This window comes from Brassicibacter mesophilus (genome assembly GCF_050433385.1).
Lineage (GTDB): Bacteria > Bacillota > Clostridia > Tissierellales > Proteiniboraceae > Brassicibacter > Brassicibacter mesophilus.
On the sequence record NZ_JBNPXI010000001.1, the window covers coordinates 224,325 to 243,825 of the forward strand.

At 30.8% G+C, this 19,501-nt stretch carries 15 protein-coding genes; 5 read left to right on the forward strand and 10 right to left on the reverse strand.

Annotated features, from left to right (window positions below):
* Positions 1–8: 8 nt before the first annotated feature.
* The 9 genes from pepF to HNR33_RS01235 form a co-directional block, all read right to left on the reverse strand.
* The gene (pepF, locus tag HNR33_RS01195; RefSeq protein WP_429079244.1) at positions 9–1,820 is read right to left on the reverse strand and encodes an oligoendopeptidase F; all 1,812 of its coding nucleotides are present in this window, start codon (positions 1,818–1,820) and stop codon (positions 9–11) included.
* A 164-nt stretch (positions 1,821–1,984) separates the two neighbouring features.
* Positions 1,985–2,683, reverse strand: a complete 699-nt coding sequence (locus HNR33_RS01200; protein ID WP_429079245.1) for a zinc dependent phospholipase C family protein — start codon at positions 2,681–2,683, stop codon at positions 1,985–1,987.
* 88 nt (positions 2,684–2,771) lie between these two features.
* A complete protein-coding gene (locus tag HNR33_RS01205; protein WP_429079246.1) occupies positions 2,772–4,019 on the reverse strand; it encodes a DUF1015 domain-containing protein in 1,248 nt (415 codons plus the stop codon).
* A gap of 367 nt (positions 4,020–4,386) precedes the next feature.
* Positions 4,387–4,938, reverse strand: a complete 552-nt coding sequence (locus HNR33_RS01210) for a hypothetical protein (protein ID WP_429079247.1) — start codon at positions 4,936–4,938, stop codon at positions 4,387–4,389.
* A gap of 20 nt (positions 4,939–4,958) precedes the next feature.
* Positions 4,959–5,486, reverse strand: coding sequence for a cell wall hydrolase (locus tag HNR33_RS01215; RefSeq protein ID WP_429079248.1), 528 nt, complete (start codon positions 5,484–5,486; stop codon positions 4,959–4,961).
* A gap of 38 nt (positions 5,487–5,524) precedes the next feature.
* Entirely contained in the window at positions 5,525–6,934 is a 1,410-nt protein-coding gene (locus tag HNR33_RS01220) for a peptidoglycan D,D-transpeptidase FtsI family protein (protein WP_429079249.1), read from the reverse strand.
* On the reverse strand, positions 6,906–8,153 hold the full coding sequence (locus HNR33_RS01225; RefSeq protein ID WP_429079250.1) for an FtsW/RodA/SpoVE family cell cycle protein: 1,248 nt from the start codon (positions 8,151–8,153) through the stop codon (positions 6,906–6,908). Before HNR33_RS01225 ends, HNR33_RS01220 begins: the two co-directional genes overlap by 29 nt.
* Before the next feature lie 12 nt (positions 8,154–8,165).
* Entirely contained in the window at positions 8,166–8,597 is a 432-nt protein-coding gene (locus HNR33_RS01230; protein ID WP_429079251.1) for an FHA domain-containing protein, read from the reverse strand.
* A gap of 211 nt (positions 8,598–8,808) precedes the next feature.
* On the reverse strand, positions 8,809–8,982 hold the full coding sequence (locus tag HNR33_RS01235; protein ID WP_429079252.1) for a hypothetical protein: 174 nt from the start codon (positions 8,980–8,982) through the stop codon (positions 8,809–8,811).
* Positions 8,983–9,155: 173 nt separating this feature from the next.
* On the opposite strand from HNR33_RS01235, the gene HNR33_RS01240 reads away from it, so the two are divergent.
* Positions 9,156–9,557 (forward strand): PspC domain-containing protein, encoded by a 402-nt coding sequence (locus HNR33_RS01240; protein ID WP_429079253.1) that lies wholly within the window; start codon positions 9,156–9,158, stop codon positions 9,555–9,557.
* Complete coding sequence (locus HNR33_RS01245; RefSeq protein WP_429079254.1) at positions 9,544–10,428, forward strand: toast rack family protein; 885 nt, start codon at positions 9,544–9,546, stop codon at positions 10,426–10,428. Before HNR33_RS01240 ends, HNR33_RS01245 begins: the two co-directional genes overlap by 14 nt.
* Before the next feature lie 19 nt (positions 10,429–10,447).
* Here the strand turns inward: HNR33_RS01245 and HNR33_RS01250 are convergent, their stop codons facing one another.
* The gene (locus tag HNR33_RS01250) at positions 10,448–12,169 is read right to left on the reverse strand and encodes an outer membrane protein assembly factor BamB family protein (protein WP_429079255.1); all 1,722 of its coding nucleotides are present in this window, start codon (positions 12,167–12,169) and stop codon (positions 10,448–10,450) included.
* Positions 12,170–12,281: 112 nt separating this feature from the next.
* Here HNR33_RS01250 and HNR33_RS01255 point away from each other — a divergent pair, with 112 nt between their 5' ends.
* The 3 genes from HNR33_RS01255 to HNR33_RS01265 are packed head-to-tail and all read left to right on the forward strand — an operon-like array spanning position 12,282 to position 19,494.
* Entirely contained in the window at positions 12,282–17,174 is a 4,893-nt protein-coding gene (locus HNR33_RS01255) for a nicotinate-nicotinamide nucleotide adenylyltransferase (RefSeq protein ID WP_429079256.1), read from the forward strand.
* 29 nt (positions 17,175–17,203) lie between these two features.
* Complete coding sequence (locus HNR33_RS01260; protein ID WP_429079257.1) at positions 17,204–18,448, forward strand: Rossmann-fold NAD(P)-binding domain-containing protein; 1,245 nt, start codon at positions 17,204–17,206, stop codon at positions 18,446–18,448.
* On the forward strand, positions 18,445–19,494 hold the full coding sequence (locus tag HNR33_RS01265; RefSeq protein ID WP_429079258.1) for a flavodoxin family protein: 1,050 nt from the start codon (positions 18,445–18,447) through the stop codon (positions 19,492–19,494). Before HNR33_RS01260 ends, HNR33_RS01265 begins: the two co-directional genes overlap by 4 nt.
* Positions 19,495–19,501 lie beyond the last annotated feature (7 nt).

Below are 19,501 nucleotides of genomic sequence, written 5' to 3' on the forward strand. Positions count from 1 at the left end.
TCATTTTCTTAAAATGATAGCAATTTTTCCATTTCATCCACTAAATCTCCAAATAACTTAAGAGCATTATTAACTGGGTCAGGTTGAGTCATATCAACACCAGCTTTTTTCAGAACGTTTATTGGATGATCAGAATTACCGCTTTTTAAGAAATCTAAGTACTTCTCAACAGCTTTATTACCGTCATTTAATATTCCTTGTGATAAAGCAACTGCTGCAGAAAAACCAGTAGCATATTGGAAGACATAAAAATTGTAGTAAAAATGAGGTATTCTAGCCCATTCCATAGCAATTTCATCATCAACAATAATATCCGGACCATAGTATTTTTGGTTAAGATCCCTATATATTTTAGATAAGCTATCTGCGGTTAACGACTCACCATTCTCTGCTCGCTCGTGTATAAGCATCTCAAATTCGGCAAACATTGCTTGTCTATATACAGTTCCTCTAAATTGCTCAAGATAATGATTAAGCAAGTATAGCTTTTCTTCTTTGCTCTTTGAATTTTCAAGCATATGATTCATAAGTAATGCTTCATTTGCAGTTGATGCAACCTCAGCAACAAATATACTATAGCTTCCATATATATAAGGTTGATTATGTTTTGAGTAATAGCTGTGAAGTGAATGACCTAACTCATGAGCCAGTGTAAACACATTATCTAATGTATCTTGATAGTTGAGTAATATAAACGGTTCAGAGTCGTATGTACCCCAAGAGTATGCCCCACTTCTCTTACCCCTGTTTTCATACACATCTACCCATCTTGATTCAAGTCCATTTTTTACAACACTTAAGTAATTTTCACCAAGTGGTTTTAATCCATCAAGGACAAGATTTTGTGCTTCATCATAACAGATTTTCATATCAACGTCCTTTACTATAGGAGTATATAGATCATACATATGAAGTTCTTCAAGTCCTAATGCTTTTTTTCTTAACCTGACATACTTATGCATATGTTCAATATTATCATTAACAGCTTTAATTAAATTTTTATACACATCTACAGGAATATTATTCCCATCTAAAGCTGCTTCTAAGGCTGAATTGTATTTTCTAACCTTTGAGTAAAAAATATTCTTTTTGATATCACTATTTAATGCTGTGGCAAATGTATTTCTAAAATTCTTGTATGTTCCATAAAGTGCCTTAAATGCATCTTTTCTAACACTTCTATCCTTGCTTTCCATAAGTGGAACAAATCTTCCGTGAGTTATTTCAACTTCTTCTCCATTTTCATCTTTAATTGTTGGAAACTTAATATCTGCATTGTTCAACATAGAGAATATGTTTTGAGCAGTTCCTGCCATGTCTCCAGTTTGAGCTATTATTGCTTCCTCTTGTGGCGAAAGAACATGCTCCCTTTTTCTCATTATTTCTAGAATATGATGATTATATATCCTCAATCCATCTTCATTATTGGCATACTCTTTTATCTTATCTTCATCTAATGATAATATTTCTGGAACAATAAATGACATACTCTCTTCTACTTCTACCATTAGACTTGTAGCCCTGTCTGTAAGTGATTGATATTTATCGTTTCTGCTATCTTCATCAAGCTTCATTTTTGCATATGTATAGATATTCTCACTTATTCTAGAAATATTATCTTTCAACCTCAGGACTTCAAGTAACAGTTGGCTGGAACTAACTACTACACCTTTATATTTTGATATGTTTTTTGACAACTGCTTTAATTTTTTAAAATCTTCTTCCCACTTTTCATCGTTTTCGTACATAGAACTAATATTCCATTTATATTTCGTATCAATATCTTTTCTATCTCTTAATTGTTTTTTGTTATCAGCCATACTAATCTCATCTCCCTTTATAATATATTTCTATTTTATACTGTATGAGAAAATATTTCCATATATTATGTGTTATTTTCATTAATATACTTAATGTTAACCATTAACATTAAGTATATTAATTCTGTAAAAAACTACATTTGTAAGTCAATGTTAAACCTTAACTATAATTCCACCTCATTCATGAACATCAGCAAACAACCTGCCGTAGTTCTTTGAGCAAGGGGCAACGCACAGTGTGTAATCTTATGGAATCTAACTTTATCTTTCTTAATATCTTTAAATTGTTTATATACTCTTAATGCAACCTTAGAATTGAATCTAACATACTTTTCAAGGTCATCAAACAATATAGGTGGTTTTAATGTGCTAAATTCATTTACTACAGCATGTGTCATTTTAACAAAGTTTTCATATTGGCGATGGCTATCTAACAATCTAATGTTAACATGCTGAGGTATAGTTAAATCCTGAATAATATGTACACAAGCTCCTAAGTAAAACATGGACTTTTCGATATTGCTTTTTTTCCAGTACTTTATAGCGTTTTCATAATATTTTTGAGTTAATAATAATGCATTACTATGCCCATATAATCCTTTTTTCTTGACCGGGTTATAGAAATGGTTTATACTCTTAAAATCCTGGTCTGCCCATACTACTCCTTTGTTTATTTGATCTATATATTTATTTAGAAATTCATATTGCCTAATGTAACCATGTTCATATAAAATACTTATAGCTTGAATATTAATAAATTGATGAACTTTTACTTCTGTTTTTATTATTATTTTTTTGAAAGGATTTATTATTCTTAATAAAGTCTTAAATGCAGTCCCATAATAATTCTCAACAAATTTCATTTTATCATCCCTACGTTAAAAATATCTATCATTATGATGCCCAAAAAAACAAAAAAGAAAGAAGTTTTTTCTTCTTCCTTTTACATAACTAAAATAATCTATGAACAAAGAGCCCACTACGAAGTTTCGGCTCAAACCATGTAGATTTTGGAGGCATAACCTGTCCACTGTCAGCTATTGACATTAAATCTTCCATTGTAGTCGGATACATAGAAAATGCAATTTTCATGTCTTTAGATATCCTTTTCTCAAGTTCAGTTAACCCCCTTATTCCACCCACAAAATCTATTCTTTTATCTGTCCTTGGATCGTGTATGCCTAATATTGGTTGAAGAAGATTATTCTGTAGTATTGAGACATCTAATCTCTGTACTGGGTCACTCTCATCATATGTGTCCTTCATTGCTGTTAATATATACCATTTACTGTCAACATACATTCCAAAAGTGTGTTTCTTGTACGGCTTATATGGTCCCTCTTTTGTATACTCTTCAATTAGAAATTTCTCATTTACCTTGTCCATAAATTGTTCTATAGAATATCCATTTAAATCTTTAGCTACTCTATTATAATCCATGATAAAAAGATCCTCATCAGGAAAAATAACTGACATAAAATAATTAAATTCTTCTTCTCCAGTATAGTTTGGGTTATCTTTTCTTCTTTTTAGTCCGACTTTTACAGCAGAAGCAGACCTATGGTGTCCATCTGCAATATAAAGATATTCAATAGTTTTAAATAAACTGCATATTTTATCTATAATGTGTTTATCATCTATATCCCATACAATATGCGTTATACTATCCTCCGATTTAAAATCATAAATAGGCTTATGAAATTTAATCCATTCATTTATAATATAATTTATTTTTTCATTTTTTCTATAGGTTAAAAAAATTGGTGCAGTATTAGCATCACAATAATCAAAATTATTTATCCTGTCTTGTTCTTTTTCAGGTCGTGTATACTCATGCTTTTTAATTATATCATTCAAATAATCATCAATTGATGTACACCCTACAATCCCTGTTTGAACTCTTCCAAACATCACTTGTCTGTATATATATATTTTAGGTTGGATATCCTGAATGAGCACTCCATTTGATATCATACTTTCTAGATTCTCTCTTGCTTTTTCATACACAATTTTATCGTGGACATCAATGCAATCATCTACATCTATTTCAGGTCTAACAACATGTAAAAAAGATTGTGCATTTCCTTTTGACATTTCTTTAGCTTCTTCTCTATTCATAACATCATATGGAAGTGATGCAACTTTATGCACAATATCTTGCTTTGGTTTTATTCCCTTAAATGGTCTAACAATCGCCATAATTATTGCCTCCCTTTTTATGTGAAAATGTAATCAAAATAATATTATATATCAATTATTACCTTTCAAATTAATTATAGTTAACTATTATTTCAAAGAATATCATATAAGCGTGTTCTATACAAGACATACCATTGTATGCTTGTTCAGAAATCATAAAAAATAGAGAATTAATATAGATTATCAATTCTCTATTTTTAGATTCTTATCTCATTTAATGAACTGCACTTCTAAAAATGTATTTATTCCTATATGGGTTATATTAAAACAAAATCTTTCTTCTTAAACTTCATGTTATTTTTATTGAAACACACTAAGGAAGTTATTACTTATATACAATTTTTAAAAATACATAAGTTCCTATGTGTTATAAGAATACTTTTACAAACTTAATAGAATACAAATCAGCTACTACTAAATCATCTGTTTGAGGTTCTTGTAACACTATATGATCTATACCAACCTCTTTTAATACACCTTCTCTGTCCATCAGCATATTCGCACCAAGAATGAATTCTACCTTTACATACTGACCTATAAGTGTTCTTAAATATCCTTGAATGTAGTTTGTATCTACCATAACTGGAGGTCCTGGTTCCTGAATAATATCAACAGGTGAACCTTCAACTGGAACTACAGGAATCGCTCCTCTGCCTGGTGGCACAGCTGGTACAGTTGGCGTAGGCATTCTTCCTGGTGGTAATACTGGATCAGCAATAGCTCCAGGTGGAACTCCTATAGGATTATATGCAGTTCCTGGTGGAAACATCCCTGGTGGCATTCCTGGCTGATATATACATGGTGGCATTTGAGGCATTTGAGGCATCTGTGGCATCATATCTGGCATCATTGGTCTTTTAGGTAAAATTGGGCTAGTTGGCATGTTGTTATCTCTTTGGTCGCTTTGTTGTCTTCTCATTTATATCCCTCCTTATTTAATTATGTGCTTTTATATAACTCAGTAGGATCATAGAAGCAATGTTTTCTTATTCTTGAATTAATTCTTCCGCTCCCGTTATATGGGAATGTCGGCGGACAATTTGGTCTAAATGGGTTCATATACCATAAACTTCTTCCAATATTCCATACTTTATTTCCTGCTATTGCCCAATCAGCAATCTGATAATGTATATCTTCTGGTGGATTTGCCCATATAGTTTGTGGATTTGGTTGTCCTCTAAGAACGCTTCTTACGCAATCAAATTGTCCTCTTTGATATATAACCTTTCGTAAATCTCCCTGATTTACTCTTCTGTATTCACCATCTGGAACATTTACTCTATTCATTACTACAGTTGCTACTGCCTTCATCCCAGTATCTCCTTCACCACCTGCTTCACATTTGATTATTCTAGCTAATAGTTCACGATTGGAATAAGCCAAAACAACACCTCCTTTATCTTTTGCTACTATTAATATATTAAAAAATTTAGAAATTGCTACTATATCATAACTAAAAATGTCCATTCCTACATTAATTAATATAAGAATGGACATTTTTTCTTCTAATACAATTTTAGCTTATTAAGCATTTTTATCATAATATCTCTTGCAATAGGAGCTGCAACCTTACCTCCTGTAGAGCCACTATTCTCCAGTATTACTGCAATAGCTACTTCTGGGTCATCAGCAGGCGCAAATCCAATAAACCATGCATGCTCTTTTCCAGTCTCATTTTCTGCTGTACCTGTTTTTCCTGCAACTGAAATATTTCTTATTCTAGCATTTTTGCCAGTACCTTCATCTACAACCTTAACCATCATATCTTTTATTTTATTTGATATCTCTGTACTACTTGTTTTTGTAAGTACCTCAGTTTTATTTTGCTTAATAACCTTGCCATTTCCAGCTATAACCTCTTTAACCAAAACAGGCTTAATCATCTCTCCGTCATTAGCTATAGCAGAAGCCACCATAGCCATATTTAGTGGTGTAACAAGCGTTTTGCCTTGCCCTATAGCAGTCGCACCCAGATCAGCTTTTGTCATATTTTTAGTACTAAACAACGACCTTGATGTTTTTAAATCAAAAGGTATTAACTTATTAATATAATAGTCTTCAGCAGCATCCCTTAATCTTTCCTGACCTAAAGATAATCCAATCTGACTAAATGCAACGTTGCAGGACTCTGCTAATGCTTTTTCTAGGTCAACATCACCATGTGCTTCTCCTTTATAATCACTCAGAATATATCCATCAATATTAACTGAACCTTTGCATTTATATTCTGTCTGTATGTTTTCATGCTGTAAAGCAGTAGTAGCTGTTATTACCTTAAATATTGACCCTGGTGTATACATTCCCATTGTCGCCCTATTAAGTAAAGGGCTATTAGTATCTTCGATTATTTCCTCCCAGTCATCTTTAAGTGTAGATGGGTTGAAGCTAGGATAACTTATCATGGTGTATATTTCACCAGTTTTTGGGTTCATCATAACGATAGAGCCTTTTCTTCCATTTAATAATTTTGAAGCATATTTTTGAACATCATGGTCTATTGTAATCATTATATCATTACCATTAGTTTCTTTATCCGAAATAATATTTTTGATGTCGTTTATTGGATTCAAATCACTTAAATCTAGTAGTTCATTATTATATGTGGCTTCAAGTCCTGATTTTCCATATTCTTTGTAGCTGTATCCTATAATATGGCTATATAATGAACCGTATTTATAATACCTGATTTGATTATCATCTTTTTTTTCACTATATACCAAAACATTACCGTTTCTGTCTAAAATTTTTCCTCTAATTACACTTTCTTCATTAAGCCATTGTCTTTTATTGTAGCTATTTGATTCTACCTTAGCAGCACTAAAAATCTCAAAATAGCTAAGATACACTATTAAGCTTATAAATAATATGCAAAGACCTATAAGCACCCTAATTATCCTTTTGGACTCTATATTCATCGTCTTCCTCCTGTTCTACATCAAGCTCCTCAGAAGCAACTTGTAAAATACCAAGTGCTATAAAGCTAGATACTAACGAACTTCCTCCATAACTTACAAAGGGTAGAGTTATACCTGTAAGTGGTATCATTTTTATGACGCCACCAAGTATAATAAATGCTTGAAAACCAAACATTGAAGTTATTCCAAGAGCTATTATTCTAAAAAACATGTCCTGCTGTTGAAGAGTAATTTTTATACCTCTATATACTATTATCAAAAATAACATGATAATTGAAATTCCTGCAAATATCCCCATTTCTTCACATATAGCAGAAAATATAAAATCTGTATGAACTTCAGGTATAAATTCTGGATGACCTAATCCAAGTCCCGTTCCAAAAAAACCTCCTGATGCAATTGCAAATAATGATTGAGTAATTTGATACCCTTTACCATCAATATATTTCCATGGATTTATCCACGTCTCTACTCTAACTCTGACATGATTTAGTGTTAAATAGCTCAAAATACCAAGTACAGAAGCTCCTAAAAGATTATATAAAATAAGTTTTCTATTATCTTCATAAACATAAAATATAGTGATAAATATCATATAAAATAATAAAGCAGTACCTAAATCTTTTTGTATAAAAAGAAAAGCTATAAACGTATAAACTATTCCTAAAAAAAACATTTTATTTTTAATCTTTTCTTTATTTGTATAATAAGAAGCTAAAAAAAATATAAATAGAATCTTGATAATTTCTGATGGCTGAAATCCAAGCCCACCAATCTTTATCCAGTTTGTAGCACCCTTAACTTTTACCCCTAAAATTAATGTTGATAAAAATAAGACTAAAGATAGTACTAAATAAAGAATAGTCCATTTTTTCCATCCTTTAATATATTTAACAACAAAATAGCTTAGATAAAAAATTATAATCCCAACACCAAACCATATTATTTGTTTAAAACCTAATGCAGGATTTATTCTATATACCATTATTATTCCTATACTTACGAGCATCGTTGTAATAAGAAAAATATAATGATCACCACTTGAAAATTTATATAAAATGAAACTTGAAATATAAATAGTAAAAATCAATAACACTCCAGAAATTATAATGTTTTTGTCCAAGTTTTTATTATACGTTATTAGTAACAGAAGTGCCAAAGCATTAATCAGTACTAATAAGTTTTGTGGTACTTTATAACTTAACAGCTTTCTAATCATAATACACACCTCTTAATCCTGATGAACAAATATAAACTCTATCTGTCCTAACTTTATTCTATCTCCATTACTTAGTTTAACAGCATCTAAAATTTTTGTTCCATTTAGAAATGTTCCATTTGCACTATTAAGATCCTCTAAGAAATATTGACATTCATCTAGTACTATTTTTGCATGAGCTTTTGAAATATATGGATCTCTTATAACTATTTCATTTTGATTGCCTCTTCCAATACTGGATTCATCTTCCACGTTATATACTTCCTTTATCTTAAAGGGAAGAGTATCTTTTCTGTTTAATAGTTTTAGATAAGTGCCATTATCACTTGTAGAACCACTCATGCTTTTGATATCTAAATATATCATTCTAATAATGCCAACCATAAAAAGGTATATAAGTAATATAAACAGATATCTAAACAATAAAGATAAAATATTGAACATTTTATCACCACCATACTATTTTATTAATAGTCTTACATCCTTGATTTTAAGCAGTAAAACAGATATATCAGTATATGCTTCTATTCTTATAATTTATCATAAAACAATATTCTTTAAAATACTTTAGTACAAGTATATACATTAGTCAAATATATTATAATTCACCTTATTAATAACCCCACGATAAAATCGCGGGGTTATTAATAAATACCTAGTCCCATTTAGGTATATTAAACTTACTGTTCTTTAATCTCTCTCCTTCATCTTCGGACACTATATAAGCAGATATTCCTCTCTGCTCATATTCTTTGACTGTCTTAATAGCTTCTTCTCTTGTCATAGGTGATGAAATTTCCTTATCTGTTCTGATTACATATCTATTCATGCAACATACCTCCCTGAAATCTTTTCAAAAATAGTATCTCCTAAAAACTGACCACTAATCAAAAGATATACCATATTATTTCAACTTTTTTCATAATAATGAAGTATAATAGATTTTAGTAGAGTCTTAAATATATAAAGAAACCAAGACAATATTTTGAAAGGAGAATCATCATGAAAAAGCAATTATATCGTTCTACTCATAATAAGATTATCAGTGGTGTATGTGGTGGAATAGCTGAATACTTTGAAATTGATCCAATTATTATTAGACTACTATGGGCTTTAATTACTTTTACTAAAGGCATAGGATTTATTGCATATATAATATGTATGATAATAATACCTGAAAACACCTCGGCTTACTCTGAATATGTAGATACAGAAAGCAATTACTCTGATGACAATAGTAAAATAATCTTAGGGGTCGTATTAGTTATTTTAGGATTAGTACTAGTAGCTAAAAAATTTATTCATTGGCTTGATTTTGGAAGCCTTTTACCTATTTTTATGGTGTTAGTTGGTATATACCTTATACTCAAAGAGAAAGGTGGTTTTTTTAATGAAAAAAAATAGTATTTTCTTAGGTGTTTTTTTCATTTTTATTGGCCTTTTCTGGTTGCTTAGTAATATGGGATTAATTACATGGTCTATATGGGAAGCAGTCGTAGACCTATGGCCCTTAGTGTTTGTAATCATTGGTATATCGATTATTTTTAATGATAAAAACATAATAAAAAGCATAGCTTGGATAATTTTTTTAGTAATAATTTTTGCATATGGCTTTTTTATTCAATATAATGAAAATCAACCATTTAAATCAGCTTCACCTTCTTTTGAATTGCAATCAAATCAAAATATTAAAAACGCTGAACTTAGTATAGATTTAAGTGGAGTGAATCTAAATATTGATTCAACAAAAAATAATTTAATAAATACTTCTATATCAAGCCCATATGTAATTCATAATGTATCATATGGAAATAATAATGAAACTGCATCAATTGAATTTAAAGAAAAAAAGCACAGGACTTTTCCAGTTACTAAAAAAAGCTATAACGCTACATATAATCTATCAGACAACATAATATGGGATATTGACGCAAATATAGGAGCAGTAAATGGAAAAATAGACTTAAATAACATTAAAGCAAAGTCTTTAGACATAGACTGTGGAGCTGGAAAGCTAGATATTATGTTAGGTACATTGCTTGAAAACTCAAATATAGATATTGAAGCGGGTGCGACCAGTGTTAACTTAATAGTACCAAGTGATTTAGGTGTTAAGATAAGGTTTGATGGAGGACTTAAAAGTAGTAACTTAGGTGAATTAGGGTGGACAAAAACTGATACCTATTACATTTCACCTAATTATACCAATGCTAACTCGAAGGTAGATATTGATATTGACATAGGGGTAGGCAATTTGTCTGTTGATATTAAATAAAAAATATATGGGATAAAGATTATTTAATCTTTATCCCATATATTTTTTGTCCTCTTGTTCCAACAACAATTATATCTTCAAATACAGCCGGTGAGCCCTCAACATTTGCTTCTAAATTAATTTTGTCTTCTTGAGTTCCAGTTTTCCCGTCAAATAAATGAATATTTCCACCAGAATCACATAGTATAATAAAACCTTCCCCGTTCTTAGAGTATACTGCGACTGGGGAACTCCAGCTATAATTATTAAGCTCAAATCTCCATACTTCTTCCCCAGTTTCTTTATCTAAAGCAACTAATAATCCCTTATTATAGCCACCATATCTAGCTAAGTTGTATATAACTATGTTGCCTAAGCCATGTTTCCCAACTACAGGAGTTGCTAGTGCCCCTCCGTTATTAGGATTAGTCCCAAGCTTTGAATCACATACATATGAACGCTCCCATATTAATTTCCCCGATAGTCCATCTATCTTTCTAATATAACTTTTACCCTTAGTCCCCTGCTTATCCACCTCACAAGCAGTATAAAGATACAATTCTTCACCCTTCTCCTCTAGCACTATTGTACTGTCTGTATCATCAGTAACATCACGTATCCAGACAGGCTTAAGGCTATTAATATCAATGCACTGAAGCCAGCCTCCATTATCAGCAAAGTAAGCTAAGTTTCTATAAGCTGCTACAGAGTTTTCAATTCCTTGATAATTATTTCCTGAAATCTTATATCTATATTTAATCACTTCAGGATTTACATCTATTGTATTTTGTTTGAGATCAAATTCAGTATTAAGCTTTACTCTATAAAATATACCGTTCTCCCCACATATTAGTAATGAGTCTGTATCTTCATCTATAAGTGCAGTTGAGTCAAATGCAGACCAAGTTCTGTGCGCAAATGTATCTCTTCCGTTAATAAAAAATAGCTTCTTTTGGTCAATCAAACTAAATACCCTATATCCCATTTCAACAATATTACCATTTACTCTGTTTATACCTTGACCAGCGTATAATAATGGTATGCCTCTTGGATCAACTGTAACACTTCCCTTTATTGGACCTGGAACTTTTATTGGTTCTCTTGTATATGATCCATCTTCAAGATCAATGAAATATATTTTCCCATCAAGAGCTCCATAAATAACTTCTTTTAAATCTGACTTGTCTTTTTTATCTTGAAATATATTCATCATTTTAAGTATTTCTTTGTCCCATTTTACAATAGCAGGTTGCCCATTCCATCCTATTCCAGTCCATCTATCTATTGCTCCTATTGGAATATGCCATATTTTTTCAAGCTTTCGTTGTGTTATGTCTGCATTGCCATAGCTTGCGGAATCCCTGTATGTATTTCCTCTAAACGTTGTTATTCCAATAGTTTTGTTATATTCTTGTCCTTCTTTCATGATAATGCTTTCATCTATATCATACTCTTCACATAACCTATCTTTAATCTCAACTTGTGACTTAATATTAGATAGTAATTCATCATTGATTAATCCGTACTTGATCTTAGCTTCTTGTTTAGTATTCTGATTTTTCATATTATCCTTTAACTTCTCCTCTGATTCAAGCTTGTTTTGAAGGTTTCTGTGTTTCCATACTCTTAAGTCTTCTGTTATTTTAGTTTTGGTATGTTTTTCTGACTCAAAATTCTTTTTATCATCTGATGTTTTTATTGTTCCAAGTATTAAAATAGATATTATAGTATAAAGAACTATTCTATAATGTGAATATGACATAAAGCAGTACCCCCTAAATAAGAAGTCTTGACCACCTTATATGTATATGAGAGAAAGCTGGAAAAATGTATTTATAAGTGTTAAAATTAAGAAAACAGATAGGAGGTATACGATGAGTAAGCTACTTTACCAAAAAATCCAAAAGAAAATAGAAAACGTTTTACTCGATGAGACTTTTTTAAATACAATTTTATTAGATAAAAATTATGTCTCAAATTTCATATATAGTAAAGATTTTTCATGCAAAATTAAATCTTTTATACATAATAATGACTATGGATGTAAAGCAGCCCTAAGTCTATGTGATACTATGTTATATGAATTAAGTAACCATAATCCTCCAAACGATTGGTTGTTATATATATATCAATTTGTATTAAGCATGTCTTTTCCAAATGCTGTGAATATATCCTTCAATGAATCATCTAACAAAGCTGCTTTATTCTACCTAAAAGTATTTAGAGTTCTATTAGATTTTGAAAAACTCTACGATACTAGTTCTTGTCAAAAAAAATACCCACTAATATTCCTGTCTGCAGAAGAAGAAAGAAAGCTGACCAATACTAGCGAATATAGAAGGTTTAAAAAAATCTTCCAAAATAATTATATTTACGAGATGATGAAATTAAATCAGGAAATTACACAACATAATACTCTTGACCATATATGTGGAGTTCATTTTTTAGCTCTTCATATTGGCCGTCAATTATATAAGTCTGGATTACCAGTAGACTTAGGACGAGTTTCTGGTGCAGCTGCTGGCCATGATATTGGCAAATATGGTTGTAATATTAATGAACTTAAAAGAGTTCCATATCTTCACTATTATTATACTGATCTATGGTTTAATCAATATGATATGCAATATATAGGTCATATTGCTACAAACCACTCTACTTGGGACTTAGAACTTGAAAATCTGCCTGTAGAATCGCTGATTCTTATATATTCCGATTTCAGAGTAAAGAATAAAATCAATAGCTACGGAAATAGAGAAATGTATATATATTCTCTTAGAGAGTCTTTTGAAATAATACTTAACAAGCTTGATAACGTTGATGAAGCTAAAGAGAAGAGATATCGACGTGTATATGCTAAACTTAAAGATTTTGAGGATTACATGATTAATATTGGCATAAATGTAGACATCTTTGAAAATAAACTACCTGTAATAAATCAAAAATACTTTTCACTAATGCATGGTCAAGAAGTTATTGATAATATCAAATATATAGCTATTAGTCATAACATATATCTCATGGATAAACTAAGCAGTGAGGCTTCTTTAAATACGATTTTAGAAATGGCATTGTCTGAAAGTGATTGGAAAAAGCTAAGAGGATATTTAAATATATTTGAAGAATATTCAACATATCTAACACAGAAGCAAAAACTCATTACTTTAAGCTTTCTTTATGAGTTTCTGATCCATAGTGAAGAAGATATTAGAAAGCAATGTGCTCAGCTAATTGGCACACTAATATCTACATTTGATGAAGAATATAGAAAAGAAGTTCCAAACGATGTAATATTACAAACTCCTGACATAACAAGCTATAGCTTATTTGAAAAATATTTACAGATGTTTTTATATCCTGATCATAAAATTATAGAAGTACACAGAGAGTGGATAGGATATAGCTTAAGCAATATGATTTTCTCATTATTTAAAGATTGTAGTGAAGAACAAGGCTTAAAGTATATCGAAATTCTTTTTGATTATTTTTACAATATAATGAGCAATGAAGAAAATACAAAGCTCTATCTATTACAAACAATAAAGCATATACCAATCAAAAAGTATATAAATATATCATTAGATAGACCTTTCAACTTTGTTCTTAAAATGCTAAGTTGCGATGAACTTGATGTGCGGCTATCTGCACTAGAAAATATTGACTTTCTAATTTCTAATATTGATAGTACTAACAATTATATTGACATAATAGTCGAGTTATTTTCAAAGAAAATAGAATATTCGGATACATCGGCAGAAAATTTCTTAAAATATAGTATTATAAAAAAATTGAACCCCAATAGTATGCTTCATATTCAATACCTAAATTTTTATAATATGGATAAACAAAAAATTTCAGATATATTCTTAAAAAATCTCAAAACTGCAACTAGTTGGATTGTAAAAAAAATTCATGTTGATTTCTTATTAGAACAAGCAATAAGCAATCCCAAGGAAAATGGCCTTCATACAGCAATGCATTATTGCAATCTAATAAAAGTAAGTGCTACTGAAAATGTTCGAACGCATGCAGGAGAAGCATTACTTAAGCTATTTCCTTTACTTTCACTAGATGAAAGAAACGATGTAACTGTAGAACTCCTAAGAGCCCTTGAAATGCAAGGCTTTCAGTTCACAAAATATATCCCTCCAGTTCTAGGAAAGATAATGCTATATTTACACCCAGTAGAACTTGATGAAATATTAGATGACTTTATCGAGAAAATAAAACAATCAAGTACCCAAATTAACTTTCTATTACTTAAAACTATTGGAAGTACTATTCAGCACTATTCTGAATATAAAAATAGGTTTAAAGAAAATGATAAAGTCTATGAAGCAAGGCTATCTAAACTGTTAGGAATACTATTAAATGGGTTAGTAAGTTATGATGACCAAGTTAATCAAGAAGCCTTTAGAGTAATTGGTAAAGAAATATTTGGATCTCAAGCTCTTTCCTTATTGCAAAAAAATGGTATATTTCAACTTATTGCTAAAAAAATATTAACGCTAATAGCTAAAATTGATGAAAATGAGCTTGTATTTTTAAATAATTCAGCTTCCTTAAATCACATTTACAGATTTATCTCTGATTTCATATTTTTCTATGGAAAAATAAATTTAGACCATAATCCTAGAATTGCTTTTTTTCCTGGAACCTTTGATCCTTTCTCTTTAGGTCATAAAGAGATCGCAAAAGAAATACGAGATTTGGGCTTTGAAGTTTATTTAGCTGTAGATGAATTCTCATGGTCAAAGCGAACCCAACCCCATAAACTTCGTAGAGAAATCATAAGTATGTCAATAGCTGATGAGCTTAGCATTCATCTTTTCCCTGAAGACATACAAGTTAACATTAGTAACAATACTGATTTAGAAGGCTTAAGAAAATCATTTGTTGATTCAGACGTATATATCGTTGTTGGGAGTGATGTTGTATTAAATGCATCTAGCTATAAAAAGTCAAAATCAAAACACTCTATACACAACTTTTCGCATATAATTTTTGAAAGAAGAAGTTCAATATCTACTGAACTTGATGATGTAAAGCTTGATAAAGCTATAAAAAGTATAGATGGAGATATAATAAGATTATCTCTAGCTCCTCAGTATGAGGACATAAGCTCTACTCAGATAAGAACTTACGTCGATGAAAATAGAGATATCTCACAACTTATTGATCCTTTAGCACAAAAATATATATATGAGTATGGTATATATAGAAAAGAACCTCAATACAAGACATTGCTTCAGACTAAATCTTTAAATATTGAGGTAGTAGATAATATTGATGAAGAGCTGATCTATGCGCTGTGCTCTCAGTTCTTCAATGTTAGTCATCAAGTTATAGAAAAGTTTAAGTTTACAAGTACTAACTCAAACCCTAGAATCATTATTATTAGAAACATAAAAGATAATAACAAAATACTAGGCTTTTCCATGTTTCATTGGATAAGAACTAGTATGCTATTCAATCAGCTAAAAGACCATAATATTTCTGAATACATCCGAGAAAATGCTATTGGTAGAATTGTTTTAATAGATGGAATATATATAGATAAATCGGCACCTTATTACAATCTGTATCAAATACTATTAACAGAAACTCTATCATTTTGTTTAGCTAAAGACTATACTTATGCAATATACAAACCGTTACTAGATTACAAAACTCCAAATTTATTCTATGAAACTTTAGAATCTCATGGCTTTCAAAGAATAGCAAATAGCAATAAAAAGAGTCCTGTTTTTGTAGTCAATATGACAAAACCATGTACACTTAACCTAGACGTTGATACAGTTATAAAAGAGCCTTTTAGAAGCAATCCTAATGTAAGAAAAGCCGTACTAAGATCCAGAAAGAGACTGCAGTGGGCTTTAACAAAGCTTTATCCTGGTCATCTCGTATTATCATTTGACAGAGATACATTGTATGAATCATTAATAGAAAAGATATGCCAAATAAATAATGTTTCAACTGAGCATCTTATACCAAGAAATTTAGGTAATCTTATGTGTGTTCCTTTTGGTTCAATCCTAAAAGGACTTATAGTCCCAAATACTATTACAAAATCTATGCACACAGAAAAAATGTTTACACCTGATATTAAAAGCTTTACCATAGGTCCATATCCCTACTATATGACTCTTGAAAATCAAATAAAAATGCTTAATTCATTTAGCAAACCAGTTATACTTGTAGACGATCTTCTTCACAAAGGATATAGAATAAAAGCCATAGACCCTATTCTAAAAAAAGAAAGAGTTAATGTTAAGAAGATAGTAGTAGGGATTCTGTCTGGACGTGGAAAAGAGCTTATGGATATACAAAATAGAGAGGTTGATAGTGCATATTTTATACCAAACCTTAGAGTATGGTTTAATGAAAATTCTATGTATCCTTTTATAGGAGGAGATACTGTATGGAGAGGAGCTTATCCTCAACGAAATCTAATTCCATCAATAAATTTTATTATGCCATATACTTCACCCACTTTTATAAAAGATACTTCAAATGATGCAATTTACAACTTATCTGAAACATGTATCGTTAATGCAATTGATATTTTATCAACTATCGAAAAAGAATATCAGGCAACTAATGAGAGAAATTTCACACTTAAGCATTTAAGTGAGGTTTTCATCTCTCCAAGATGTCCAGATCATGGTAAAAACATTGAATATGATTTAAATCTTAAGCCATCGCAATATTTAGTAAATGATCTTGAGCATCTAAAAAGAGTCGAAGATATAATACGAAGAAAGTGATAAAAAATAGTACACTAGGAGTGATTAGAATGTATTTCTATAAAATACAAAATGAAATTGCTTTTTCTCTTTGTGACTATCCAGAATTACAAAAAGTAACAGAAGATCATGCAAAAGCGATATGTAATAAAATATTTTACCTAACTAAAATGGAAGTTGGACGTTCTAGGAGGAGTTTCTGCATATCTGATGAATCACTTTTATATCTGGAGAAAGAAGGTTTAGATTTACTCAGGGCAAAACATCGTGAAGATAAAAGTATTCCAGATTGGATCTTATCAAAAATCAAATCTAGAAAGGTTATATCTATAAATACTAGCTATAGTACATGGGAACAGGTATTTAGTCAATCGTATCCGTCAGCCTGGAGGATAAATCTAGTAGGCTTAGGTGACGTAGGTGGCATGCTTCTTACAGGACTTAGACTTTTATCAGGAAATCACGTTTCAACTATTGGTATCTATTCTAGATCACAAGAGACAGTTAAAAGATGGGAGTATGAATGCAATCAAATAATGGCTGCTTTTGAAGCCGACTCTTATCCTATCGTAAAAGGAATATCGAAGCATCAGATTTTTGACTGTGATATGTTTGTTTTCTGTGCATCTCAGCAAGTTCCTCCAGTTGGAAGCAGTGTTAAAGACGTTAGGATGGTACAGCTCGAAAGTAACTCAAGAATAATAAGTGAATATGCAAAATTAGCAAGAGAAAAAAATTTTAAAGGAATATTTGCAGTTGTTTCTGACCCAGTTGATTTGCTATGCAAAGTTGCTTTTATTGATAGTAATAAAAATAATAACGGAATTATTGACTATAAAGGTCTTGTTCCAGAGCAAATAAGAGGTTATGGGCTAGGTGTTATGAATGCAAGAGCTAATTATTACGCTTCTTTATCACCTGAAACTAATCACTACAAAAATGAAGGGAGAGCTTTTGGTCCTCATGGAAATGGCTTAGTAATTGCTAACAGTATTAATAACTACAATGACACCTTATCTTTACAATTAACACAACAAGCCATTACCGCAAATCTAGAAATAAGAAAAGCTGGATACAAACCATTTATCGCACCTGCATTGTCTTCTGGAGCGCTATCAATATTATCTACTATAAAGGGAGAATGGCATTATAGCTCCACATTTATGGGAGGAGTATATATGGGAGCTAAGAACAGATTATCTCCATCTGGAACAGAAATAGAGAGACTTGTTCTATCAGATTCATTGTATAAAAGATTAGTTAAATCTTATGAAGGGCTGGCGAAAATTATATGAAAGACCTTTATTTGATAATACCTGAAAAACCATCTGAGACTCTTTTGAATATGATTAATGCTTTCATCTCTGGTTGGAACACCATAATAATAAAAGATGAAAAAAACATCCCTGTTCTAACAAATAAAACGATAGTTTTTGCAGTAGAACTAAATAATGATGGTATAAATGTAACTCTGCTTAAAATACTTTCAAAGATATGTAACGAAGGAGAAAATGCCTTATATGGCTCTACTGGAGCAGTACTAATTCACAGTAACAATGAACTATATACAAAAACTATGGCTCAGAATATCATTTTTACTGCTAATCAGCTTGGCTGTCGCTTCCCTGGCAGACCAATAGTCGAAGCCACTGGGTCATTAAGAAATTTCCTTACAATTCAAAAGGTAATTAAAAAGCCTCTTGTTGATGTTTGTCTAGATTCATGCATAGAGCTTAGTCAAAGGCTTAAAGCTGATAATTCTAAGCTTATACATAGTCCTAAAATACTAGTTCTTCATGCAAGTAATCGAAAAACATCAAATACTCTGATGCTTTGGGACATGGTAAAAAAACACTTGTGTGAGTATCATATAACTGAAATACATATAGAAAATGGTACTGTTCGTGATTGTATCGGATGCTCCTATAAGACTTGCAAACACTATGGCCAACAAACTAGCTGCTTTTATGGAGGAGTTATGGTCGAGGAAATTTATCCAGCTGTTTTGAACTCTGATGCAGTAGTTTGGATTTGTCCAAACTATAATGATTCTATAACCGCCAATATTTCTGCAGTTATTAATCGGCTCACAGCATTATTCAGAAAAACTAAATTCTATAATAAAAGCATCTTTGGGGTAATCGTTTCAGGTAATTCAGGTAGTGATGCAATAGCTAAACAGTTAATTAGTGCTTTAAATATAAATAAAACTTTTAGGTTACCTCCACATTTTTGTATCATGGAAACTGCTAATGATATAGGTGCAATCAATAAAATACCTGAGGTTGAAAATAGAGCGTTAAATTTCTCTAACATAATAAAACAAGAAATAAAGGCATAACTATCGT